Here is a 22,025-nt window from a genome sequence, read left to right as displayed (position 1 = left end):
ATCGGGGTCCGACAGGCAGGCCGTCGACAGCCGCCACGCGCCGATCGACGCGCCCACCAGGTGCACCTGCTGGCTCGACTGCGGCAGCCAGCGCCCGAAGATGAACCGGTCCAGCGGCCCCAGGATCAGCCCCTTCGGCCCGCCGGCCGCGCCGGGAATGGTGCGCACGTCCTGCGGGCGCAGGCCGTACTGCTCGATGTGCTTGCGGGCCGCGGGGCCGGCGTAGATGCGCAGGGCTTTCATGCTTTCGCCTGCTCGAATGGGTTCAGCACCTCGACACCGAACCCGGCGAAGTCGCTGACGTTGCGGGTCACCACGGTCAGCGCGTGCTGCCTGGCGGTAGCCGCGATCATCGCGTCCTCGTACAGCGTGTCCGAACTGCGATGCATCAGCTTCGCCCAGAGCCTGAAGGTTTCCGCATCCATCGGCAGCACGTTGTACGACGCGGCAACCATTGCCGCCCATTGCTCGATCTCGTCGGCCTTGGCTGCGTCCTGCTCGCGCGTGAGTTCGATGCCGGCCTGGATCTCTCCGAGCGTCACCGCGGAAAGATGCAGGTCGCTGTCCGGGATGGGAGCGATCCACGCGAGCACCGCGCCATGCGGGCGGGGCCTGCGAAGTTCGGAAACAACGTTCGTGTCCAGCAAATACATGCCGGCCTCAGCGCATCGGCGCGATGCGGCGCCTGCGCGCGTTGCCGCGCTGCGGAACCAGGAATTCGGTGCGGGCTTCTGCCGAAAGCAGCAGATCCTTGAGCGAGGGCTTGGCGGTGGCGTGCAGGCGCCGCCATTCCGCAGCCGGAACGAGCACGGCAGCTTCGGCGCCGCGCTTTGTCACCATCTGTGGCCCGTCGACCAGACAAGCCTCGAGAAATTCGCTGAAACGCGCCTTGGCGTCCTGTACTGGCCAGGTTTTCATGGCAGACCACCCATTCAACTAGTTAGATGACTAGTTTAATGGGTGGGCGACCGCTTGGCAGGCCCTACTTGCGAAGCCCCTGCAGCTTGGCAAAGGCATTGGCCATCTGGCCGGACGGCTGCGGCGAGTTGTCGCGGCGGCCGTGCTGCTGCTGGCCGCGTCCTGCGCCCTCAAAGCGGTTGTCTCGCGGGCCGTCTCGGCGGGCCGGGGCGGCGTCGAGCTTCATCGACAGGCCGATGCGCTTGCGCGCCACGTCCACTTCCATCACCTTGACCTTGACGATGTCGCCGGTCTTCACGACCTCGCGCGCGTCGTTCACGAACTTGTGGCTGAGCTGGCTCACGTGGACCAGGCCGTCCTGGTGCACGCCGAGGTCGACGAAGGCGCCGAACTGGGCCACGTTGCTCACGGTGCCTTCGAGCACCATGCCCTCCTTCAGGTCGGCGATGTCTTCCACGCCGTCGTTGAAGCGCGCCACCTTGAAGTCGGGGCGCGGGTCGCGGCCGGGCTTCTCGAGTTCGCCCAGGATGTCCTTGACGGTGATGACGCCGAACTTCTCGTTGGCGAAGAGCTCGGGCTTCAGCGTCTTGAGCATGTCGGCGCGGCCCATCAGCTCGGCGATGGGCTTGCCGGTCTTGACGATGATCTGCTCGACCAGCGGATAGGTTTCGGGGTGCACGCCGGTGATGTCCAGCGGGTCGGCGCCGCCGCGGATGCGCAGGAAGCCCGCGCTTTGTTCGAAAGCCTTGGGGCCGAAGCCGGTCACGTCGAGCAGCTGCTTGCGGGTGGAGAAGGCGCCGTTGGCTTCGCGCCAGCGCACCACCGCCTTCGCCACGCTCGAAGACAGGCCCGACACACGGCTGAGCAGCGGCACGCTGGCGGTGTTGAGGTCGACGCCCACCGAGTTCACGCAGTCTTCCACCACGGCCTGCAGGGTGCGGGCAAGCTCGCTCTGGTTCACGTCGTGCTGGTACTGGCCCACGCCGATGCTCTTGGGGTCGATCTTCACGAGCTCGGCCAGCGGGTCCTGCAGGCGGCGCGCGATGGAGGCGGCACCGCGCAGGCTCACGTCCACGTCGGGCATTTCCTGCGAGGCGAATTCGCTGGCGGAGTACACCGAGGCACCGGCTTCGCTCACGACCACCTTGTCGACCTTCAGCTCGGGCGCGCCGGCCTGCGCGGCCATCTTGGCCAGCAGCTTGATGAGGTCGGCGGCCAGCTTGTCGGTTTCGCGGCTGGCGGTGCCGTTGCCGATGGCGAGCAGGTTCACGCCGTGCTTGGCGCACAGCTTGCCCAGGGTGTGCAGGGAGCCTTCCCAGTCCTTGCGCGGCTCGTGCGGGAACACGGTGGCGGTCTCGACCAGCTTGCCGGTGGAGTCGACCACGGCCACCTTCACGCCGGTGCGGATGCCGGGGTCCAGGCCCATCACCACGCGCGGGCCGGCTGGCGCGGCCAGCAGCAGGTCGCGCAGGTTGTCGGCGAACACCTTGATGGCGACCTTCTCGGCGTCTTCGCGCAGGCGGGTGAACAGGTCGCGCTCGGTGGACAGCGCCAGCTTCACGCGCCAGGTCCAGGCCACGCACTTGCGGATCAGGTCGTCGGCCGGGCGGCCCGAATGGCTCCAGCCCAGGTGAAGCGCAATGCGGCCTTCGGCGATGCTGGGCTTGCCCGGCTCGGGCTCCACGGGCAGCACCAGCTTGGCGTCGAGGATCTCGAGCGCGCGGCCGCGGAACACGGCCAGCGCGCGGTGCGAGGGCACGCGGCCGATGGGCTCGTCGTACTCGAAGTAGTCGCGGAACTTGGCGACGTCGGCGTTGTTCTCGTCCTTGCCGGCCATCAGGCTGGAACGCAGCAGGCCTTCGCTCCAGAGCCATTCGCGCAGGCTCTGCACCAGCGCGGCGTCTTCGGCCCAGCGCTCGGAGAGGATGTCGCGCACGCCGTCGAGCACGAGCGGCACGGTGGAGAAATCGGGGCCCGGCTTGCCGTCGTCGAGCGCGGTGGCGGGCTGCAGGAAAGCCTTGGCTTCCACGGCGGGGTCGAGCGTGGGGTCGGCCAGCAGCTTGTCGGCCAGCGGCTCGATGCCGAATTCGCGGGCGATCTGGCCCTTGGTGCGGCGCTTCTGCTTGAACGGCAGGTAGAGGTCTTCCAGTTCCTGCTTGGTGGGCGCCAGCTCGATGGCGGCGCGCAACTCGGGGGTCAGCTTGCCCTGCTCGTCGATGGCCTTGAGCACGGCCACGCGGCGGTCTTCGAGCTCGCGCAGGTAGGAAAGACGCGCTTCAAGTTCGCGCAGCTGCGTGTCGTCGAGGCCATCGGTGGCTTCCTTGCGGTAGCGGGCGATGAACGGAACCGTGGCGCCTCCGTCGAGCAGTTCGACGGCGGCCTTCACCTGGTTCTCGCCGACCTTGATCTCGACGGCGAGCTGGCGAATGATTTTCTGCATGTCTTGAGCGCGTCCCTGGCAAAGCGCGGGAGTTTGCCATAGGCGAGGACGGCATCCGCCCCGGGTAACCCGGCGGGCTTGTTACAGCATGCTTTGGCTTTCCGCCCCGGCCCCGGGCGACGGCTGCGCGGCCGCCGCCGTCGGCCCGCAGGGTACGACCAGCCGTACGCACAGGCCGTGCGGCGCGGCAGGGCCGATGTCGAGTTTGGCGCCGATCACCTGGGCGCGCGAATGCATGCTGCGCAGTCCCTTGCCCAAGTGGCCGGCGGGTCCCGGCTGGCCCAGCCCTGCGCCGTTGTCGCACACTTCGAGCACCATCGCCCGGCCGTGCTCCTGCGGCGCAACCCGCAGTTCGACACGGCTGGCGCGGGAATGGCGCAAGGCGTTCGACAAGGCTTCCTGCGCCACGCGGCAGACCTGAGACGCGGTCTCCGCCGGCATCGGGAAGCTTTCGGTCTCGGCCGCAACGCTCCATTCGAAGGTGATGCCCATGCGCTCGAACGCGGGCCGCAGCCGGTAGCGCAGATGGCCCAGCCGCTCCACGACGGTGCTGTCGCCCTGGTCGTCGAGGTCGTCCACCGTCATCTGCAATTCGAGCAGGCAGGCCTGCAGCGCCATCGAGAGGCTGCCGGGGCCGCCGGATTTCGGGTCCTGGCTGGCCAGCAGCGCCACCAGCCTGGAGCCGACGCCGTCGTGGAGGTCGCTGGCGATGCGGCGGCGTTCGGCCATCACGGCCTCGGCCTGAATCGAATGGGGGGTGTGCCGCCGCGAGACGTACCAGATGCCCACGACCATGGCGAGCACCAGCACGTTGACCGCCTCAAGGGCCCAATAGGCGACCGGCATGTCGCCGGCGGTGAGGGGTATGGCTGATCCGGCCCAGATCGCCTGCGCGGCGACCGGTGTCAGGTGCAGCGCGCCCGCGAGCGCAGTCCATGCCAGGAGCCTGCGGCGCGAGATCTGCTGGCGCAGCCATGCCAGCAGCACGCACCAGGCAGCGATGGAGAGCCACACAAACTGGTCTTCCAGAAGGTGCGGAATCTGAAGGACCTGCGGCGCAAGCATGGCATGGCCTAGAGAAGTCCCCGATGGGAGGCGAAGCTCACGGCCTGCGCCCGGGTGTGGGCGTGCAGCTTGCGGTAGATGTTTTTGACGTGCGCGTTTACCGTCTGTGCACTGATCGTCAGCTGCAATGCGATCTCTTCGGTTACGTAGCCCGTCGCTACAAGTCGCAACACTTCACGCTCCCTTGCGGATAACGTCGCCTTGCTGTCCGGCGGGCGCACGGGATTCACGTTGGAGCGCTTGTGATCGAGGTGTACGAGCAGCCGGCGGGCCAACCGAGGGGTGATGGCGGCACCGCCATTGACCACCTGCAGCACGGCCTGTGCATAGCTCTGGAACCACGCGTTCTTGACCAGGTAGCCGGAGGCGCCGAGCTCGAAGGCATGCAGCACCTGGGGTTCGTCCTCGAGGGCGGAAATGACGATGATCTCGGCCGCGCTGCGATGGCGCTTGGCCTCCTCGATCAGCTCGAAGCCGCTGCCGTCTCCCAGGCGGATGTCGACCATGAGCACGTCGAACTCGTGCTGCATCAGCAGCCGCCGTCCTTCGCGCAGAGTGCCGGCCTGACCCTCGAGCTGGATGCGCAGGTCGCCCAGCAATTCCTGTGCGATGACGCGGCGCACGAAAGGGTCGTCGTCGACGAGCAGCACGCGCACCGGCTTGGTTTGTTGCCCGGTCAGGAAGTCGGGCCATGGGAGGGTATCCGCGGACGGTGAAAGGAGTCCGCCGAACTGGCCAGGATTGGAATACTTCCTAGCCGAGTTGCTTGAATCTGTCAACGAAATCTCGAGATCGCTTTCCATTTCAGCCCCTTTGTGACAACTAGATCATCTTGTTCGTTTCCAAAAGTTAATTCATTTCTACTCAGATTTTGACTTTCAGCTTTTTTGATTACCTTAGTTGCATGTTGTTGCGATTGACTACTCATGTCAAGCAAAAGTAGTACTTTTCCTTTGGGGATCACATGTAACACCTGTTCGGCGGGCCCTTGACGGAGGCAGTCCGACATGCCTTTTGCCATAGCCTGGCTCTACCCAAACGCGGCTTCTTTCCGCTGGCTTCAAGGGTCGGAAGCAGTATTTCGGCTGACATTCGGCATTCGAATCCGTGTCGCGCACTCTCAGTTGATGCCGAGGCGGCCCGCTGCGCCCGCCTTGCCTTACTCTTGCGCAATGACATTTCTCGCGCGCCTGCTGCGCGTATTGCGCGCCCTGTTCCGCGCCATAGGCACCGCGCTCATCGTTGCGCTGCTGCTCTTCGAGGAATGGGGCTGGGAGCCTCTTGCGGCACTTGCCGCGCGGCTGTCCCGACTTCCCTTCTGGGCCGCGCTCGAGGCCCGGCTGCGCCGGCTGCCGCCATGGGGGGCACTGCTGGCTTTCTTCGTGCCGGTGCTCTTGCTGCTGCCCGTGAAAGTGCTGGCGCTCTTTCTCTTCGGCCGCGGCCACGCCGCCAGCGCCCTCGCGGTGCTGGTGCTGGCGAAGCTGGCGGGTACGGCCATCGTCGCGCGGATCTTCCAGCTGGTCGAAGGGCCGCTGATGCGCATCCCCTGGTTTGCCCTCTGGTACCCGCGATGGAAGGCCTGGAAGGACCGCCTACTCGACTTCGTTCGCCAGAGCCGCCCTTGGCGGACGGTGCGTGCGCTGAACAGGCGCCTGGTTCGTGGCTGGAGGCGGTTCAGGGAAAGTTGACTTCATTTTTACCCGGGCGTATTGCAAGCGGCATTTAACCCGGGTAATATTTGAGCCATGAACCCGTCACCGGAAACTCGCCGTGCCCTGAGCCGGCAATACAAGGAAACCCCGCGCCCCGCGGGGGTCTACACGATTCGCAACAAGCTCGGCGGTCGCGTCTACGTGGCCGGCAGCCTCGACGTCGAAGGCGCGATGAACCGCACCCGCTTCGAGCTGAACATGCACTCCCATCGCAACAAGGCGCTCATGCGGGACTGGATCGCGCAAGGCGCCGGCCATTTCAGCTTCGAGGTGGTCGACCGCGTCAAGGAGCGCGAAGACCCCGCCTTCGATCGCAAGGCCGAACTCGAAAGGCTTCTTTCGCTCTGGCAGGAAGAGCTTCAATGCTTCGGCGCGAACGGCTACAACACACCCTGAGCGCATGCGCGACACATGGCAGCGAGATGGCGCGCACCGAAGCGCGGCAGCGAGTAGATTACTCACCTCGTTTCGCTTGGTACTCCCAGGAACTAAACACCCGAATGTCTTCCGACACCCCCGCAACCACCCTGACAGTGTTCTTCGGCTTCCAGCGCGTCGCACATGGCAGCAAGACCGAAGTGCTCGAGCAGTTGAGCCGCCGTGACGATCCCGGCCCCTATCTCGTGTTCGACGACCAGACCGGCACCCAGCTCGACCTCGACATGCGCGAACTCCCGCCCGAGCTTCGCGACCCCGAAGCAGAGCCGCATCGCGATGAAGCCCCGCGCGGCGTGGGCCGCCCGAAGCTCGGTGTGGTCGCGCGCGAAATCACGCTGCTGCCCCGCCACTGGGACTGGCTTGGCCGCCAGCCCGGCGGCGCATCGGTCGCGCTGCGCAAACTGGTGGAAGATGCGCGCCGCGTGAACGCCGAGCGCGACGCCGTGCGCGCCGCCCAGGAGGCGGCCTACCGCTTCATGACCGCGATCGCGGGCAACCTGCCCGGATTCGAGGAAGCCACCCGCGCGCTCTTCGCGGGCGAGGAGCAGCGCTTCGCCAATCTGGTCGAACCCTGGCCCGTCGACGTGCGCGCCCATCTGCAGAAACTCGCGGCCGCAGGCTGGATTCATCGATGAGAACGACAGGCGAGACGACCGGCACCGGCGGCACCGGCCCGGGTGCCGGCCAGAGCGGCCTGCAAGGCGTGCCCGTGGCGCCGGCCAACGCGCCGCGCCCCCTGTGGAAGGTCTTTCTCTTCTTCCTCGCGCCGATGTTGCTCAGCAACATCCTCCAGTCGCTCTCCGGCACGCTCAACAACGTGTACGTGGGCCAGATGCTCGGCGTCGGCGCGCTCGCGGCGGTGTCGAGCTTCTTCCCGGTGATGTTCTTCTTCATCGCCTTCATCATCGGCCTGGGCGCCGGCGCCTCGGTGCTCATCGGCCAGGCCTGGGGCGCGCGCGACGCCGCCAAGGCCAAGGCGGTGGCGGGCACCACGCTCACTGTCGGCGTGCTGATGGGGCTGGTCATCGCGGTGTTCGGCGGCGCCTTCACCACGCCCATGCTGGCCGCGCTGGGCACGCCGCCCGACGTGCTGGCCGACTCCACGCGCTATGCCCGCATCATGCTGATCGCGATGCCGGGCGTGTTCCTGTTCCTGCTCGCCACCGCGATGCTGCGCGGCGTGGGCGATACCGTCACGCCGCTCTTCACGCTGCTGATCTCCACGCTGATCGGCCTGGTGGTCACGCCCGCGCTCATCCGTGGCTGGGGCGGTCTTCCACAACTCGGCGTGGCGAGCGGCGCTTGGGCGTCGGTGCTGTCCTTCATCGTGGCGACCACCTGGCTCGGCTTTCGGCTGCGCCAGCAGAAGAGTCCGCTCGCGCCCGACGCGGAATTCATGCGCAACCTGCGCATCCAGCCGCACCTGCTGAAGGCCGTGCTGCGCATCGGCGTGCCCACGGGCGTGCAGATGATCGTGGTGGCTCTGGCCGAGGTGGTGCTGCTGTCGATGGTCAACGGCTTCGGCTCCAACGCCACGGCGGCCTATGGCGCGGTGAACCAGGTGGTGGCGTACGTGCAGTTCCCGGCGATCTCGATCGCCATCACAGCGTCGATCCTCGGCGCGCAGGCCATCGGCGCGGGCCGCGCCAACCGGCTCGGCGCCATCGCGAAGACGGCGCTGCTGATGAACCTCGTGCTGACCGGCGGTCTGGTGCTGCTGGGCTACCTGTTCTCGCGCGCGCTCATGGGCTTCTTCATCACCAGCGCGCCGGTGATCGAGATCGCCCAGACGCTGCTGCACATCATGCTCTGGAGCCTGGTGGTCTTCGGCATGGCGTCGGCGCTGTCGGGGATCATGCGCGCCAGCGGGTCGGTGCTGGTGCCCACGCTGATCTCGATCTTCTGCATCCTCGGCGTGGAAGTTCCGGTGGCCTGGGCCATGAGCCATCGCATCGGGCTCGACGGGGTCTGGGTCGCCTATCCGGTGACCTTCGGCGCGATGCTGTTGCTGCAGACCGCGTACTACCAACTGGTATGGCGCAAGAAGTCGATCCACCGGCTGGTGTAGCTGCCGCGCCCGGCGCGCCCTTCTACTTGCCCTCGAAGGCCCGCTGCGCCTCGGCGAGATCGAGCTTGACCATCTTCATCATGGCCTGCATCGCGCGGTTGGCCTTGGCCTGGTCCTTGTCCTGGAACATGCGGATCATGGCCTTGGGCGCGACCTGCCACGACACGCCGTAGCGGTCGGTGAGCCAGCCGCACTGCACCGGCTGGCCGCCGCCTTCGAGCAGCCTGTCCCAGTAGTAGTCGACGTCGGCCTGCGTCTCGCACGGCACGAACATCGAGATGGCCGGGTTGAACTTGTACTGCGGGCCGCCGTTGAGAACCATGAACTCCTGCCCGTCGAGCTCGAAGGTCGCGGTGAGCAGCGAGCCCTTGCGCTCGGGGTTGGCGTCGCCCCACAGCAGCCTGTCGGTGACGCGGGAGTTCGGGAAGATGCTGCTGTAGAAATTCAGCGCCTCTTCTGCGTTGGTGTCGAACCAGAGGCAGGGAACGATCTTCTGCATAGGGGTCTCCTTGATGTGATGATGAACCTTGAGGTTCAGTATCGAAGCGTGCGCCGCTGCCTGTCAACCCGTGCAATGCCTGTCAGTGGGAAGTTGTCAGGCGATGCGATAGGAGCCCTTGTCGGAGCGCCCGCCCGCCTTCTTCGTGAATTCGACCGGCTCGGTGCCGAGGGCCAGCGGCCGCTGGTAGGCAGAATGGAAAAACAAAGGACGCCGAATGACGAGTACTTCATCCACACCCGAGGCCGCCCGCGCCTACGCCGTCGAGATGCATGGCGACCAGAAATACGGCACGCATCCCTACGTGCACCACCTGGACGCCGTCGCCGCCCTGCTCCAGCCCTACGGCGACCGGGCACGCGTGGTCGGCTACCTGCACGACGTGGTCGAGGACACGGCCGCCACCGTGGCCGACGTGCGCTTGCGCTTCGGTGGACTCGTCGCCGCCTGCGTCGAGCTGCTGACCGACGCGCCCGGCGCCAACCGCAAGGAGCGCAAGGCCAGGACCTACGCCGCGCTCGCGCAGGTCAAGGGAGACGAGGAACTGGCCCTGCTGGTGAAGGCCGCCGATCGGCTGGCCAATGTGCGCGCCTGCGTGGCCGACGGCCATCGCGCGCTTTGGGACACGTACCACGGCGAGCATCCGGCCTTCAGGGCCGCCGCGTTCAGGGCCGGGCAATGCGATCCGCTATGGGCGGAGCTCGACACCCTGCTCTCTCCCGCGCACGCGCCTCCCGCCAGCTAGCGGGCACGCCGGTTCGAGAACTCCATTACCCCGTCCGCCACCGAGCCGAAGCGCAGGCTCAGCAGATCGCGCGCGTAGTTCTGGTACACCCGCCACGGCGCGCGCGAGCCCTGCTTCGGAAACTTGCAGATCGAGCGCTGCACGTAGCCCGAGGAGAAGTCGAGCCAGGGCTCGGGCGCCAGCGCCGGGCCGGCGTTGCGCGGCGTGCATTGGCTCCAGCCGTGCTTCTCCATGTGGTTGAGCACGCGGCAGACGTAGGCGCAGGTCAGGTCGCTCCGGAGCGTCCACGACGCGTTCGTGTAGCCGAAAGACGAAGCCAGGTTGGGCACGTCGCTGAACATCAGGCCCTTGTAGTTGAAGGTTGCGGCCGGATCCAGGCGGCGGCCGTCCACCTCCACCTGCACGCCACCGAGCACTTCCAGCTCGAGCCCGGTGGCGGTGACGACCACGTCCGCCTCCAGATCCGTGCCCGACTTCAGCCTGATGCCGCGCGGCGTGAAGCTTTCGACATGATCAGTGACCATCGAGGCCCGCCCCGCGTTGATGGCCGCGAACAGGTCGCCGTCGGGCACCAGGCACAGGCGCTGGTCCCACGGGTTGTAGCGCGGCGTGAAATGCGTGGCGACGTCGTAGTCGGGACCCAGCGCCTGCCGCACGCCGCCGAGGATCATCTTCTTCGCGTAGTCGGGCTTGCGCCGCGCGAGGCGGAAGAAGTACATCGACAGCAGTACGTTCTTCCAGCGCGTGAGGCCGTAGGCCAGCCCGGCCGGGAAGATGCGGCGCAGCCTGCGCGCGATCGGGTCCTGCGCCGGGCGCGCGACGACGTACGTGGGCGAACGCTGCAGCAGCGTCACGTGCCCGGCAGTCTTCGCCATCGCGGGCACCAGCGTCATCGCCGTCGCGCCGCTGCCGATGACGACCACGCGCTTTCCGCTGTAGTCCAGGTCCTCGGGCCAGTGCTGCGGATGAACGATGCGGCCCGTGTAGTCGGCGATGCCCGCGAAGTCGGGCGTGTAGCCCGCGTCGTACCTGTAGTAGCCGCTGCACAGGAAGAGAAAGTTGCAGCGCAGGCGCAGCGGAAAGCGCTCGGGTCCGCGCTCCACGTCCACGCTCCAGCAGGCATCGGGCGTCGACCACGAGGCGCGCACCACGCGGTGGTTGAAGCGGATCTTGCGGTCGATGCCGTGCTGCGCCGCCGTCTCGCGCAGGTAACTCAGGATCGACGGCCCGTGCGCGATGGATTTCGCCTGCGTCCACGGCCGGAACGAGTAGCCCAGCGTGTACATGTCGGAGTCCGAACGCACGCCCGGATAACGGAACAGGTCCCAGGTGCCGCCGCTGCGCTCGCGCCCTTCGAGGATCGCGTAGCTGCGGCCCGGGCAGTGCTTCTGCAGGTGGTAGCCGGCACCGATGCCGGAGAGCCCGGCGCCGACGACCAGCACGTCGAAGTGCTGCTGTTCCTCGCTCTCTTCCCGCATCGGTTGTCTCCTTTCACTTCTTGTCGTCCGTGCCTGCGCTGCTGATCATCAGCCACGCGCTCAATGCACTGAGCATGGCCAGCGCCGCGCTCGACAGCATCACCCAGCGAAAGCCCGCGACGAAGGATTCGGCCACCGCCCGCTTCACCGCCGCAGCGGTGGCCGCGTCCACCCCCGGAGGAATCGCCGCGCCCGCCAGCTTGCTGCGCTCGCCTTCGAGAAACGCCGCCAGTTGCGCCGACGCGCCCATCTCGCGCAGATGGCCGGCCAGCGCCGTGTCGAAGGCCCAGGCCATGATCGCGCCGAACACCGCGATCGCCAACACCGCCGCCGCGCGCGACACCGCGTTGTTCACGCCCGAGGCCACGCCCGCCAGTTCGGCGCCCACCGCGTTCATCACGGTGGTCGTCAGCGGCGCGACCGTCACCGTCATGCCGAAGCCAAGCACCACCACGGCCGGCAGGAAGCCGCTCCAGTAGCTCGCACCCACGCCCGGCAGCGCGAACAACGCGAACCCCACGGCGGCGATGGCTGGTCCGATCACCAGCGGCATGCGCGGCCCGAAGCGGTCGACCAACTGCCCGGCCCAGCCCGAGAGCGCGAACATGATGAAGATGAAAGGCAGCAGCGCCGCGCCGGCCACCGTGGCGGAGTAGCCCTGGACCTGGATCAGGTTGAGCGGAAAGAAATACAGCCCGCCGCCCAGCGCCGCGTAGAGCAGCAGCGTCAGCAGGTTGGCGCCGCTGAAGTTGCCGATGCGCAGCAGCTGAAGCGGCAGCATCGGCGTGCGCGCCCTCTGCTCCGCGAAGAAGAAGGCCACGCTGCCCAGTACCCCGATGGCCAGCGCGCAAAGCACCGCCGCCGAACCCCAGCCCTGCGTCGGTGCCTCGATGAAGGCGTAGACGATGCCGCCGAGCCCGGCTGTCGCCAGCAGCGCGCCCCACAGGTCGAGCCCGCCGCTGGCGGAGGCGCCGCGGCTTTCGGGCACATGGCGCCACACGATCCACAGCACCAGCAGCGCCATAGGCACATTGATGAGGAAGGCCCAGGTCCACGAGAAATGATCGACCAGGAAGCCGCCCAGCACCGGCCCCACCGCCCCCGTGATGCCGCTGAAGCCCGACCAGGTGCCGATGGCCTTGCCGCGTTCCTTCTGCGGATAGGCCGCGCTGATGAGCGCCAGGCTGCCCGGCACCAGCAGCGCGCCGCCGACACCCTGCACCGCCCGCGCGGCGATGAGCTGCTGCACGTCGGCCGCGAGCGCGCACGCCACGGAAGACAGCGCGAAGATGCCGACGCCGATCGCGAACATGCGCCTGCGCCCGTAGTGATCGCCCAACGCCCCGCCCACCAGCAGCAGCGCCGCCAGCAGCAAGGCATAGGACTCGACCACCCATTGCGCCTGGAAGGCCGTGGCGCGCAGGTCGGACTGGATGGCCGGCAGCGCGACATTGACCACGGTGCCGTCGATGAAGGCCATGCTCGAGCCGACGATGGCCGCTGCCAGCACCCATGGCCTGGCGGGTTCAGGACATCCGGTTTCCTCGCCCGCTCCCGAGCGCGCGCGATGCAGGCCATGAAGAATCAGCGTCTCGTCGCAGGGCGCCTTGCCGATTTGTGCCATGGGGTCTCCTTCTTGTCGGATTCCGGTCCTGCTCCTTCCCTCTCTGGGGAAGGTTGGGATGGGGGCTGCCCCGCACGATACGCCATGCTTCATTCGGCGCTGCCGTGCCCCCACCCCGCCCTCCCCCAACGGGGGAGGGAGAAAGAATCAGATTGCGCAGGCGGTCGCCGACGGATTCGCCCGCGCCGCGCTCACGCTGCGCGCCATCGCGGCGGCCGCGGCCGATGTCACGCGCTGCGCGCCCTGCGCCAGCGCGTCCATGCCGCTGCCTACAGGCTCACCCAGGCTCAGCTGGCAGATCACCGTGCGCGCCTCGTCGGAGCGCCGCAGCGTCCAGGTGAAGCTCGCGTCCACGCGAGCGCCGTCCACCGCATCGAACTGCCGCAGCTGCACCGCGATGCGCCACACCGGCAGCGACCCCTGCCGGCCGCCCTTGGTCACGTCGAGCGCGCCGAGCCGCCCGGCAATGCCGCTGGCCAGCGCGTCGCGCAGTTCGTTCTCGAAGGACGAAGCCCAACGGTGCTGCTCCAGCACATCGACCTGCACGCTGCCGTCGGGCCGGCGCACCACCATCTGCGGCCGAGCCAGACGCTCGGGCACGGCGACCGGCGCGAGCTCGATGTAGACCGGCGCGGAGCCGCCGAGCGTCGAGGGCGCCGCGTCGGCGGCGGCCACAGGGCTCGCCAGCGTGTAGTAGTTGTCGGGCTTGCTGGCGCAGCCCGAGAGCGCGACCAGCGTCGCGGCCAGGTAGGCGAGGTGTTTCAGCTTCATTTCTTGTTGTCATCCGGTTTGCCGCGCAGCAGCGACTCGGGGTGGCGCTCGAGGTAGTCGGTCAGCACGCGCACCGAGCCGGCGGCCCGCGTGAGCTCCTGCAGCGTCTGGCGCATGTCCTGCTGCAGCGGCGAATCGTCGGCCAGCGTGCGCTCGGCCGTGTTCACGGTCTTGCGCACGTCCTTCATGGCCGCGGCCAACTCGGGCGTGACGTCGTTGTTGATGCGCTTGACCGTCTGCTCGGCGGCCGTGAGCGTCTTGTTGAGCGTGGCGAGCGTGGTACGCAGGTCGGACGCGATCTGCTCGTAGGGCACCTTGTTGAGCTTGGTCGCGATCTCCTGCACCTGCGACTGGATCTCGTCGAGGCTGTTGGGTACGGTGGGCAGCTCGATCGGGTTCTTCGACAGGTCGATCTTCGCCAGCGGCGCCTTCGGGAAGAAGTCGAGTGCCACGTAGACCTGGCCCGTCAGCAGGTTGCCGTTGCGCAGCTGCGCGCGCAGGCCCTTCTCGGCCAGGAAGCGCAGCCGCTCCTGCTGGCTGAAGCGCGACTCGGTGCCGCTCTCGCCCGCGCGGCGGCGCAGGCGGTCGGGGTAGACCTGCACCAGCACCGGCATGCGGAACTCGCGCTCGGCGCGGTCGAACTCCACGCCGATCGACTTCACCTCGCCGATCACCACGCCGCGGAAATCGACCGGCGCGCCCGGCGCCAGGCCGCGCAGCGACTGGTTGAAGTACATCAGCAGGGTCTGCGAAGGCCCGTCGGGCTCCTTCATGGCGGTGGATTCGTCCTGCGCCAGCGCGAAAGAGGCGTTCTCGGTCGCCGCAGGGCCCATGGCGTCCTCGGGCGCGCGGAAGGCGATGCCGCCGAGCAGGATGGTGGCCAGCGACTGCGTGCGCAGGGTGAAGCCGCTGGCGCTGAGCTGCGCGTCGATGCCGCTGGCCTGCCAGAAGCGCGTGTTCATGCCCACGAACTTGTCGTAGGGCGCATTGATGAAGACGCGCAGCGTCACGCCGCGCCCGTCGCCGTCGAGCTCGTAGGCCGCCACCTGCCCGACCTTGATGCGCCTGAAATAGACGGGCGAGCCGACATCGAGCGAGCCGACGTCGTTGGCGCGCAGCAGGAACTGCTTGCCCGAGTCGTCGCGCGTGACGATGGGCGGGCTCTCCAGGCCGGTGAACTCGCCCGCCGTTTCCTTCGACACGCCCGCGTCGGCCCCGATGTAGGCGCCCGACAGCAGCGTGTTGAGCCCCGAGATGCCAGAGGTGTCCAGCCTCGGGCGCACCACCCAGAAGCGCGAGTCTTCCGCGGTGAAGCCCTGCGCGTCCTTGTTGAACTGCACCAGCACGCGCACGTGCGAGCGGTCGCGCGCCAGGCGCAGGCTGGTGACAAGGCCGATCTGCACGTCCTTGTACTTGACGGCCGTCTTGCCGGCCTCCAGGCCTTCGGCTGTCTTGAAGGTCAGCACCACCTCGGGACCGCGCTCCAGCAGGATGCGGGCAACCAGCGTGATGCCGACGAGCGCCGCCACGATGGGAATGAGCCAGATCAGCGACGGCAGCCATTCGCGCCGGCGCACCACGCGCGGCTTGGGCAGCGGGGGCTGGCCTGTGGTGCCGGGCCGGGCGGATGGCGCCGGGTCGTCTTGGGGTCGGTCGTCTTCACTCATGCTGGTTTCTCGTCCCTTTTCTCATGTCCCTGCAGATGCTGCTCGTGCCGTGCGGCTTCCTGGTCGTCCCGCAGGATGGCCTGGTCTTCCCGGCTGTCCCAGGTGAGCTTCGGGTCGAAGCTCAGCGAGGCCAGCATGGTCAGCACCACCACCGATCCGAAGGCCGCGATGCCCACGCCCGCGGTGATGACCGCGAAGCCCTGGATCTGCACCAGCCCGGTCAGCAGCGACACCACGAACACGTCGAGCATCGACCAGCGGCCGATGATCTCGATGATGTGATAGAGCTTGGCCCGCTCGCGCCGCCGCCATGTGCTGCCGCGCTGCGCCAGCACCACGAGCAGCAGCAGCACCGCCAGCTTGAACAGCGGCACCAGGAAGCTCGCGATGAAGACGATGGCGGCCAGCCCGTAGGCACCCGACACCCAGAAATAGATCACGCCGCTCAGGATGGTGTCGTTCTGCGTGCCGAACAGCGTGCGCGTGATCATCACCGGCAGCAGGTTGGCCGGGATGTACATCATGCAGGCCGCGATCAGGAAGGCCCAGGTGAGCTTCAGGCTCTGCGGCTTGCGCGTGTGCAGGTGCGTGCCGCAGCGGCCGCAGGCGTCGCCCTCCTCCGCGTCCTTCCAGACGGCGCCGCAGTGGCGGCACGCCATGCAGCCCATTGACGCGGCGGTGGGAACCTGCGCGTCCTCTTCATGTTCGCGGTGGTAATGGTCACCGTAAGCCGCGAGGCTCCCGAGGCGCTGGCGGACGCGGCCCAGCGGCTTCATGCCGATGCCCCGCCTTTTCCTTCGCCAGGTTCGCCGCCAAGGTCATCGCCGACCTCCTCGCCCTTCGGCCGGAACGCCATTTCCCAGAACGAGCCCGGATCGAACGACAGCACCGCCGTCAGCATCACCGTGAGCGCCACGAAGGCCCACAGCGCCGGCCCGGGCACCACGGTCGCCATGCTCGAAAGCTTGACGATGGCCACGAGAACGCCGAGCAGGAACACCTCGATCATTCCCCAGGGCCGCAGCGACTGCATCGCCCGAACCAGCAGCGCGAAGCCCACGGGCCGGTGTTCGCGGCTCAGCGGAACCAGCAGGTACGCCAGGATGCACAGCTGAAGAAAGGGAAAGAGGATGGTCGTGGCCAGCACCAGCAGCGCCACCACCGACATGCCCTCGGCGCTCAGCGCCACCACCGCGCCGGCCAGCGTGGTCTGGCTGCGCAGGCCCTGCAGCTCGATCTCGACGATGGGAAACAGGTTCGCGATGGCGAACATGATGAGACAGGCCACCGTCAGCGGGAGGATGCGGCGCTGCTGCTGCCCCGGGTGCCGGTCGAGCTCGGTGCCGCAGCGCGGGCAATGCGCCACGTCGCGCGGGCGCAGGGGCGTGCGGCCGTAGACCGCATCGCAACCCGGGCAAACCACGGTTTCAGGTACTTCCGTCATGGGTGAGTACCCTAACTCATTCAGCCGCCGTGGCTTGTCGTCTTGAGCCGCAGGCTGCTGAAAACCGCCGCCACCGCGGCAAAGCTGGCGGCCAGCACCAGCGCCACCACCGGCCCGTGGCCGCCGTGCGGGCTCCAGAAGCTGAAGACGCCCGCCAGCACCACGGCGCCCAGCGTCTGCCCGGTGAGCCGGGCCGTGCCCAGCATGCCGCTGGCCGCACCACTGCGGTGCGCCGGCGGCGAAGTCACGATGGTGTGGTTGTTCGGCGACTGGAACAGCCCGAAGCCGAGCCCGCACAGCGCCATGCGCCAGGCGATGTCGGCGTTGCCCGGATGCGCCGGCAGCGCCGCCAGCAGCGCCAGGCCCGTGGCCAGCAGGCCCAGCCCGATGCCGCCCAGCAGCCCGTCGGGGTAGCGGCCGATGAGCTTGCCCGCGATGGGCGCCATCACCACGATGGCCAGCGGCCAGGCCGTGATGAGCAGCCCCGCCTCGATGTGGCTGCGCCCGTACACCTCCAGCAGCAGGAAAGGCAGCGCGATGTAGGCCAGCATCTGCGCGCAGAACGCAGCCACCGATGTGCTCATCGACAGCGCGAACACCGGAATGCGCAGCAGGTCGATGGGAAAGAGCGGCACCGCTTCCTTGCGCTGGCGACGCAGGTAGATGAAGCCGACCACCAGCCCGGCCAGCAGGATCGCCCATGCCGAAGCCTGCGAGCCGCCGCCCTGCACCGAGCCCTCGCGCACGCCCAGCCGGTCCACGCCCAGGAACACCAGCGAGAACATCAGCACGTTCAGCGCCACGTCGACCGGCGAGAAGCGCAGGCCCGCGGCCGGCGGCACGCGGTTGAAAGGCAGCGCCTTCATGCCCAGCGCGAAGGTGACGAGGCCCAGCGGCACGTTGATGGCGAAGAGCCAGGGCCAGGAAGCCACCGACAGGATGGCCGCCGCGACCGACGGCCCCGCCACCGACGAGGTGGCCACCACCAGCGAGTTGATCGCCATGCCCTTGCCCAGTTGCGACGACGGGTACGTGAGTCGCACCAGCGCCGCGTTCACGCTCATGATGCCCGCCGCGCCCAAGCCCTGGAACGCGCGTGCCGCGATCAGCGTGCCCAGCGAGTTGGCGAAGGTGGCGGCCATCGACGACAGCGTGAACACCGCCATGCCCACCAGGTACACGCGCCGGTAGCCGACGAGGTCGCCCAGCGAGGCCAGCGGCAGCAGCATGACCAGCGTGGCGATTTGATAGGCGTTGACCACCCAGATCGACTGCGACGCACTGGCGTTGAGCTCGCGCGCGATGCCCGGCAGCGCCAGATTGACGATGGTGCCGTCGAGCACCGCCACGATCAGCCCGAGGATGATGACCAGCATCGCCCAGCCGCGCTCCGGCTGCGCCAGCCCGTCGATGGGCCGGGGCCCAGCGTTGCCGCCGTTGTCGTTGTCTTCGGCGGCCGGGAGCGCGGCGCCTGCGCGTAGCGTGTTCATCAGGCTTGCTGTGTCCTTCCTGTCTTTCCTGCCTTGCCCGTGGGTTCGGAGCGCACGCCGCCCAGCGTGAGCCAGGTCAGCACCAGCGCGATGAGCGCGCCGCCGGCCATGCCGGCCACCATCGGCAGCGGCCTGCCATCGGTGAACAGGCCCACCACCGCCATCGCCAGCGCACCCGTGAGCATCTGCAGCGTGCCCAGCAGCGCCGAGGCGGTGCCTGCGATCGCGCCGTGCATCTCGAGCGCGAGCACGCCGGTGGTCGGAATCACCAGGCCCATGAAGCCCGAGGCGATGAAGTACAGGACGATGAGCACCCAGATGCTGTCGCCGCCCATCGCGAAGTAGATGAACATCGCGATCATCGCCGCACCGCAGCACACCACGCCGAACTTGACGAGCTTGACCAGCCCGTAGCGCTCGCCCAGCGCGCCGGTGAACTGCGAGGCGCCGATGAAGGCGGCCGCGTTCACGCCGAAGGCCACGCTGTAGAGCGCGGGCGAAAGGCCGTAGTGGTCGATCATCACGAACGACGAGTTCGCGAGGTAGGTGAAGAAGCCCGCCATCGCGAAGCTGCCGATGAACACCAGCCCGAGGTAGTGGGTGTCGCGCAGCAGCAGCCAGTAGGCCGAGAGCGCGCTGCCCAGGCTGCTCTCGACGCGCTCCGATGCCGGACGCGTTTCGTCGAGCAGCTTCACCATCATGGCGAGGCCCGCCACGGCTGCGACGGTCACGGCCCAGAACACGCCGCGCCAGCCGGAAAAAGCGATGACGGCGCTGCCCGCCAGCGGCGCGAGGATCGGCGACACGCTGAACACCAGCATCAGTAGCGACATCAGCCGCGCGGCGTCGGTGCCCGTGTGCAGGTCGCGCACCACCGCGCGCGGAATCGCCATGCCGGCGGCGGCGCCCAGGCCCTGGATGAAGCGCAGCACGATCAGCGTCTGGATGTCGGTCGCCAGCGCGCAGCCGATGCTGGCGAGTGCGAACAGCAGCAGCCCCGCGTACAGCGGCGGCTTGCGGCCCACCATGTCGGAGACCGGTCCGTAGAGCAGTTGCCCCGCGCCGAGCGAGAGAAAAAAAGCCGTGAGGCTCATCTGCACCGAGCCGATGTCGGCGTGCAGGCTCTGTCCGATGGCCGGCAGCGCCGGCAGGTACATGTCGATGGCGAATGGCCCGATGGCCGAGAGCAGGCCCAGCAGCAGGGCCATCTTGAAGAAGGGGGAAGAACGCATTGCAGCGATTGTCGCGAAGCGCGGCGATCGCTGCAGGCGTGGGGTCTGTGACGGGGCACACGCCCCGCCCTTGCTAATTCCCGCCAAAGAATCGCGCGGCTGCGGGGCTGTAGAACGGCGCGAGGATGCGCTGTCTCGTCTTGCTACTTGCCCTGCGGCGGCTTGCCCGCGGGCCAGAACACCAGCGCGCGCAGCTCGATGCTGCGCCGCGGCGGCGCCTCCTGCGAGCCGGTCGGGTCCTCGAAGGCGGTATGCGCGGTGTAGCGCGCCACGCCCTGCTCCAGCGAGTCATGGATCTTCAGCAGCAGCGCCTCGTCGGGCCGAAGCCTCGGAAACCAGTACCACTGGTGCTCCGGGTTCCAGGTGAAGGAGTAAATCTCGCCCACCTTGTCGGGATAGACCAGATCGCTGGGCACCAGGTCCTTCGGCGAAATGGAGCGCGCATCGCACAGCGCGAGCGGCAGGCGCTCCACCGTGGCCAGCGGGCGCCACAGGTTGACGATCGCGAAGCGGTTCTTCAGGCGCTCCTCGGCTTCCTCGGGCGGCAGGTGATCGCGCACGCGGCGCGGCGCGGAGACGAACGTCTGGTCGTTGTGCACGCGGCGCACCGGCTCGCGCAGTTCGGCCTTGCGGCGCGAGCCTTGCGCGCTGTCGCGCAGCGTATGGTCGAAGATCAGGACCTTCTCGGCCCCCGTCACGTCGCGCAGCAGCGCTTCGGACTCGCGGTAGTAGATGTCGCGGATCGCGGCCTCCTGCGAGAAATCGGCGAGCACGCTTCGGTGCGAGATCTGCGTGAAGCCGCTGCGGTCGAGCGTGAGCTCGTTCAGCGCGACCAGCGGGCGGCCGTCGCGGATGCTCACGCGCCGCGCCTCCAGCTCGCCGGTTTCCCATGGCGTGCCCGGCGGCGGCTCGAATGTGTAGCTCACGGGCCGGCCCTGGCCCGCCTTCAGGTAATTGAGTTCGGCCTCCACCGAAGGCAGGTTGGCGGCCAGCATCTGCCCATTGGACCCAACGCTCATGCGACGTGACTCCTCTAAACGGTTCCTCTGCAATCGAGAGCAGAGGCTATACCCCTGCCCTGGCGCACGGAACGACGCAAAGGGGATAACCATATCCGACGGCAGGTGGTGCACTGTCGCGCTTGACGCGGCACCGGCTTCACTGCATGTGCCGCGCTCGCAGGACGCGGGGTTCCTGCAGGCGATCGAAAAGCGCATCGCCCACGACAGCCGCCTCACGCCGGCCAGGACCCGCGATATGGGAGGCGATGTGCGAGGCGATGTGCGATTTCTCGCGATCAACAGGCAACAAGTGTCATCTGAATGTTGACCGGAACGTTTTACAGGAGCGCTCGTTGAACGACGCAATTCCTCGATCGATGTCTTTGCTCAGAAAGAATGCCATGAAGACCAAGCAACTCATCCTCTCCAGTGTCCTCGCCTTCGCCGGTCTCGCCATGCTGGCTCCCAGCATCGCCTCGGCGGCACCGCGCCACCACCACAAGCACAAGGTGTGCAAGTGGGACGCGCGGCATCACCACCGCGTCTGCCACTGGGTGCGCTGACCGGGCCATGGGCCGGCAGGGGCCGGTCCGCCGATCGCAGAGAAAAGCCCGCTTCAGCGGGCTTTTCTCGTTTGGGTGACCCGCTGCGCGCTCAGTACAGCGTCGCCCGTTGCCGTGCCGGCAGTTCCCGGTCGTAGGTCTCGCCGTCGAAGGCCGCTTCGGTCAGCGCCGACAGGATGGCGCCGGGCGTCGGCACCTCGCGCTTCGCATCCGCCGGCAGCGGTGCCCACAGCTTCGAGCGCTGGATCGCCCGGGCGCACTGGAAGAACACCGTCTCCACCGTGACGCGGATCACGCATTGCGGCGGCTTGCCCTCCATGGCGAAGCGCTCCAGCAGCGCCGGCTCGACCGAGATCCGCGCCCGGCCGTTCACCCGCAGCGTCTCGCCCACGCCCGGAATCAGGAAAAGCAGCGCCACGCGCGGGTCGGCCACGATGTTGCGCAGGCTGTCGATGCGGTTGTTGCCGCGCCGCTCGGGCATGAGCAGCGTCTTCTCGTCCTGCACCGCGACGAAGCCCGGCGGATCACCGCGAGGCGAAGCGTCCAGCCCGCCCGGGCCGATGGTGGCGAGCACCGCGAAGGGGGACGCGGCAATCAGCGCCTGGTAGCTCGGGTGCAGATAAGGCACCTCCTTCTTCAGCGAGGCCTCGGCGGGCCTGCCGAACAGGGCTTCGAGCTGGGCGATGGTGTCGATGGCGTTGTCGGTCGTCATGTACTTCCTTGCTGGATGGTGGTCGATTGTGGCGAAGCGCTCCAGCCGCAGCCCAGCGCCGCCAGAGCGAGCAGCGGCGGAACTCGCGATTGACGAAGCGCCCGGCCGCATCCTTCTCGACCACCCGCATGTAGACGTTCTGCACGAACTCGCGGGAG

General features: G+C 67.9%; 22 protein-coding genes and 1 pseudogene. 6 read left to right on the top strand and 17 right to left on the bottom strand.

The genetic code is table 11. The features are described 5' to 3' along the window. The 6 genes and pseudogenes from QMO14_RS28430 to QMO14_RS28405 all read right to left on the bottom strand — a co-directional run. Positions 1-243 (bottom strand): annotated as a pseudogene (locus QMO14_RS28430) (phospholipase); the annotation flags it as partial. After that, complete coding sequence (locus QMO14_RS28425; protein ID WP_301511295.1) at positions 240-653, bottom strand: type II toxin-antitoxin system VapC family toxin; 414 nt, start codon at positions 651-653, stop codon at positions 240-242. The pseudogene QMO14_RS28430 and the gene QMO14_RS28425, both read right to left, overlap by 4 nt. A 7-nt stretch (positions 654-660) precedes the next feature. After that, complete coding sequence (locus QMO14_RS28420) at positions 661-918, bottom strand: type II toxin-antitoxin system Phd/YefM family antitoxin (protein ID WP_301511294.1); 258 nt, start codon at positions 916-918, stop codon at positions 661-663. A 64-nt stretch (positions 919-982) separates the two neighbouring features. Further along, positions 983-3,358, bottom strand: coding sequence for a Tex family protein (locus QMO14_RS28415; RefSeq protein WP_301511293.1), 2,376 nt, complete (start codon positions 3,356-3,358; stop codon positions 983-985). 81 nt (positions 3,359-3,439) lie between these two features. After that, positions 3,440-4,423: a sensor histidine kinase gene (locus QMO14_RS28410; RefSeq protein ID WP_301511292.1), complete on the bottom strand. Its 984-nt coding sequence runs from the start codon at positions 4,421-4,423 to the stop codon at positions 3,440-3,442. 8 nt (positions 4,424-4,431) lie between these two features. Further along, a complete protein-coding gene (locus QMO14_RS28405; protein ID WP_301511291.1) occupies positions 4,432-5,226 on the bottom strand; it encodes a response regulator transcription factor in 795 nt (264 codons plus the stop codon). A 204-nt stretch (positions 5,227-5,430) separates the two neighbouring features. On the opposite strand from QMO14_RS28405, the gene QMO14_RS28400 reads away from it, so the two are divergent. From QMO14_RS28400 to QMO14_RS28385, 4 genes are all read left to right on the top strand, one after another. Then, entirely contained in the window at positions 5,431-6,111 is a 681-nt protein-coding gene (locus tag QMO14_RS28400; protein WP_367618176.1) for a hypothetical protein, read from the top strand. 57 nt (positions 6,112-6,168) lie between these two features. Next, the gene (locus tag QMO14_RS28395) at positions 6,169-6,531 is read left to right on the top strand and encodes a GIY-YIG nuclease family protein (RefSeq protein ID WP_301511290.1); all 363 of its coding nucleotides are present in this window, start codon (positions 6,169-6,171) and stop codon (positions 6,529-6,531) included. Between the two features lie 104 nt (positions 6,532-6,635). Further along, the gene (locus tag QMO14_RS28390) at positions 6,636-7,208 is read left to right on the top strand and encodes a DUF2239 family protein (RefSeq protein WP_301511289.1); all 573 of its coding nucleotides are present in this window, start codon (positions 6,636-6,638) and stop codon (positions 7,206-7,208) included. Further along, positions 7,205-8,641: an MATE family efflux transporter gene (locus tag QMO14_RS28385; protein ID WP_301511286.1), complete on the top strand. Its 1,437-nt coding sequence runs from the start codon at positions 7,205-7,207 to the stop codon at positions 8,639-8,641. The genes QMO14_RS28390 and QMO14_RS28385 overlap by 4 nt, the downstream gene beginning before the upstream one ends. Positions 8,642-8,663: 22 nt before the next feature. On the opposite strand, the gene QMO14_RS28380 is transcribed toward QMO14_RS28385, so the two are convergent. Continuing rightward, positions 8,664-9,140, bottom strand: a complete 477-nt coding sequence (locus QMO14_RS28380) for a VOC family protein (protein WP_301511284.1) — start codon at positions 9,138-9,140, stop codon at positions 8,664-8,666. A gap of 217 nt (positions 9,141-9,357) precedes the next feature. Here QMO14_RS28380 and QMO14_RS28375 point away from each other — a divergent pair, with 217 nt between their 5' ends. Continuing rightward, positions 9,358-9,885: an HD domain-containing protein gene (locus QMO14_RS28375; protein WP_301511282.1), complete on the top strand. Its 528-nt coding sequence runs from the start codon at positions 9,358-9,360 to the stop codon at positions 9,883-9,885. Here the strand turns inward: QMO14_RS28375 and QMO14_RS28370 are convergent. The 9 genes from QMO14_RS28370 to QMO14_RS28330 form a co-directional block, all read right to left on the bottom strand. Beyond that, positions 9,882-11,363 carry an NAD(P)/FAD-dependent oxidoreductase gene (locus tag QMO14_RS28370; RefSeq protein ID WP_301511280.1) on the bottom strand — a complete coding sequence of 494 codons (1,482 nt, stop codon included), beginning with the start codon at positions 11,361-11,363 and terminating at the stop codon, positions 9,882-9,884. The two genes, QMO14_RS28375 and QMO14_RS28370, sit on opposite strands and share 4 nt — an antisense overlap. 13 nt (positions 11,364-11,376) lie before the next feature. Next, positions 11,377-12,987 carry an MFS transporter gene (locus QMO14_RS28365; protein ID WP_301511278.1) on the bottom strand — a complete coding sequence of 537 codons (1,611 nt, stop codon included), beginning with the start codon at positions 12,985-12,987 and terminating at the stop codon, positions 11,377-11,379. Between the two features lie 147 nt (positions 12,988-13,134). Then, positions 13,135-13,758, bottom strand: coding sequence for a membrane integrity-associated transporter subunit PqiC (locus QMO14_RS28360; protein ID WP_301511277.1), 624 nt, complete (start codon positions 13,756-13,758; stop codon positions 13,135-13,137). Next, positions 13,755-15,425: an intermembrane transport protein PqiB gene (locus QMO14_RS28355; RefSeq protein WP_301511275.1), complete on the bottom strand. Its 1,671-nt coding sequence runs from the start codon at positions 15,423-15,425 to the stop codon at positions 13,755-13,757. The genes QMO14_RS28360 and QMO14_RS28355 overlap by 4 nt, the downstream gene beginning before the upstream one ends. Next, positions 15,422-16,093 carry a paraquat-inducible protein A gene (locus QMO14_RS28350; RefSeq protein ID WP_301511296.1) on the bottom strand — a complete coding sequence of 224 codons (672 nt, stop codon included), beginning with the start codon at positions 16,091-16,093 and terminating at the stop codon, positions 15,422-15,424. The genes QMO14_RS28355 and QMO14_RS28350 overlap by 4 nt, the downstream gene beginning before the upstream one ends. A gap of 104 nt (positions 16,094-16,197) precedes the next feature. Beyond that, positions 16,198-16,869 carry a paraquat-inducible protein A gene (locus QMO14_RS28345; protein ID WP_301511274.1) on the bottom strand — a complete coding sequence of 224 codons (672 nt, stop codon included), beginning with the start codon at positions 16,867-16,869 and terminating at the stop codon, positions 16,198-16,200. Between the two features lie 20 nt (positions 16,870-16,889). Then, complete coding sequence (locus tag QMO14_RS28340; RefSeq protein ID WP_301511272.1) at positions 16,890-18,359, bottom strand: MFS transporter; 1,470 nt, start codon at positions 18,357-18,359, stop codon at positions 16,890-16,892. Beyond that, the gene (locus QMO14_RS28335) at positions 18,359-19,591 is read right to left on the bottom strand and encodes a multidrug effflux MFS transporter (RefSeq protein WP_301511271.1); all 1,233 of its coding nucleotides are present in this window, start codon (positions 19,589-19,591) and stop codon (positions 18,359-18,361) included. The genes QMO14_RS28340 and QMO14_RS28335 overlap by 1 nt, the downstream gene beginning before the upstream one ends. A gap of 143 nt (positions 19,592-19,734) precedes the next feature. After that, on the bottom strand, positions 19,735-20,610 hold the full coding sequence (locus QMO14_RS28330; protein ID WP_301511269.1) for a CmcJ/NvfI family oxidoreductase: 876 nt from the start codon (positions 20,608-20,610) through the stop codon (positions 19,735-19,737). 383 nt (positions 20,611-20,993) lie between these two features. Between QMO14_RS28330 and QMO14_RS28325 the strand changes: the two genes are divergently transcribed. After that, positions 20,994-21,155 (top strand): HHHH-motif protein, encoded by a 162-nt coding sequence (locus QMO14_RS28325; protein ID WP_019652590.1) that lies wholly within the window; start codon positions 20,994-20,996, stop codon positions 21,153-21,155. A gap of 91 nt (positions 21,156-21,246) precedes the next feature. Here the strand turns inward: QMO14_RS28325 and QMO14_RS28320 are convergent, their stop codons facing one another. Beyond that, positions 21,247-21,867 carry a pyridoxamine 5'-phosphate oxidase family protein gene (locus tag QMO14_RS28320; protein WP_301511265.1) on the bottom strand — a complete coding sequence of 207 codons (621 nt, stop codon included), beginning with the start codon at positions 21,865-21,867 and terminating at the stop codon, positions 21,247-21,249. Positions 21,868-22,025: the final 158 nt, after the last annotated feature.

It is taken from the genome of Variovorax sp. CAN15 (genome assembly GCF_030462475.1).
In the GTDB taxonomy this organism is placed as follows: domain Bacteria; phylum Pseudomonadota; class Gammaproteobacteria; order Burkholderiales; family Burkholderiaceae_C; genus Variovorax.
This window is presented reverse-complemented; position numbering and strand designations above follow the sequence as displayed.

Coding starts and splice junctions, on each gene's coding strand:
- QMO14_RS28370 (WP_301511280.1), bottom strand. CDS start 11,363: ATGCGGGAAGAGAGCGAGGAACAGCAGCACTTCGACGTGCTGGTCGTC.
- QMO14_RS28415 (WP_301511293.1), bottom strand. CDS start 3,358: ATGCAGAAAATCATTCGCCAGCTCGCCGTCGAGATCAAGGTCGGCGAG.
- QMO14_RS28330 (WP_301511269.1), bottom strand. CDS start 20,610: ATGAGCGTTGGGTCCAATGGGCAGATGCTGGCCGCCAACCTGCCTTCG.
- QMO14_RS28360 (WP_301511277.1), bottom strand. CDS start 13,758: ATGAAGCTGAAACACCTCGCCTACCTGGCCGCGACGCTGGTCGCGCTC.
- QMO14_RS28325 (WP_019652590.1), top strand. CDS start 20,994: ATGAAGACCAAGCAACTCATCCTCTCCAGTGTCCTCGCCTTCGCCGGT.
- QMO14_RS28355 (WP_301511275.1), bottom strand. CDS start 15,425: ATGAGTGAAGACGACCGACCCCAAGACGACCCGGCGCCATCCGCCCGG.
- QMO14_RS28410 (WP_301511292.1), bottom strand. CDS start 4,423: ATGCTTGCGCCGCAGGTCCTTCAGATTCCGCACCTTCTGGAAGACCAG.
- QMO14_RS28365 (WP_301511278.1), bottom strand. CDS start 12,987: ATGGCACAAATCGGCAAGGCGCCCTGCGACGAGACGCTGATTCTTCAT.
- QMO14_RS28385 (WP_301511286.1), top strand. CDS start 7,205: ATGAGAACGACAGGCGAGACGACCGGCACCGGCGGCACCGGCCCGGGT.
- QMO14_RS28425 (WP_301511295.1), bottom strand. CDS start 653: ATGTATTTGCTGGACACGAACGTTGTTTCCGAACTTCGCAGGCCCCGC.
- QMO14_RS28320 (WP_301511265.1), bottom strand. CDS start 21,867: ATGACGACCGACAACGCCATCGACACCATCGCCCAGCTCGAAGCCCTG.
- QMO14_RS28405 (WP_301511291.1), bottom strand. CDS start 5,226: ATGGAAAGCGATCTCGAGATTTCGTTGACAGATTCAAGCAACTCGGCT.
- QMO14_RS28390 (WP_301511289.1), top strand. CDS start 6,636: ATGTCTTCCGACACCCCCGCAACCACCCTGACAGTGTTCTTCGGCTTC.
- QMO14_RS28350 (WP_301511296.1), bottom strand. CDS start 16,093: ATGGGCTGCATGGCGTGCCGCCACTGCGGCGCCGTCTGGAAGGACGCG.
- QMO14_RS28340 (WP_301511272.1), bottom strand. CDS start 18,359: ATGAACACGCTACGCGCAGGCGCCGCGCTCCCGGCCGCCGAAGACAAC.
- QMO14_RS28420 (WP_301511294.1), bottom strand. CDS start 918: ATGAAAACCTGGCCAGTACAGGACGCCAAGGCGCGTTTCAGCGAATTT.
- QMO14_RS28335 (WP_301511271.1), bottom strand. CDS start 19,591: ATGCGTTCTTCCCCCTTCTTCAAGATGGCCCTGCTGCTGGGCCTGCTC.
- QMO14_RS28395 (WP_301511290.1), top strand. CDS start 6,169: ATGAACCCGTCACCGGAAACTCGCCGTGCCCTGAGCCGGCAATACAAG.
- QMO14_RS28400 (WP_367618176.1), top strand. CDS start 5,431: ATGCCTTTTGCCATAGCCTGGCTCTACCCAAACGCGGCTTCTTTCCGC.
- QMO14_RS28380 (WP_301511284.1), bottom strand. CDS start 9,140: ATGCAGAAGATCGTTCCCTGCCTCTGGTTCGACACCAACGCAGAAGAG.
- QMO14_RS28375 (WP_301511282.1), top strand. CDS start 9,358: ATGACGAGTACTTCATCCACACCCGAGGCCGCCCGCGCCTACGCCGTC.
- QMO14_RS28345 (WP_301511274.1), bottom strand. CDS start 16,869: ATGACGGAAGTACCTGAAACCGTGGTTTGCCCGGGTTGCGATGCGGTC.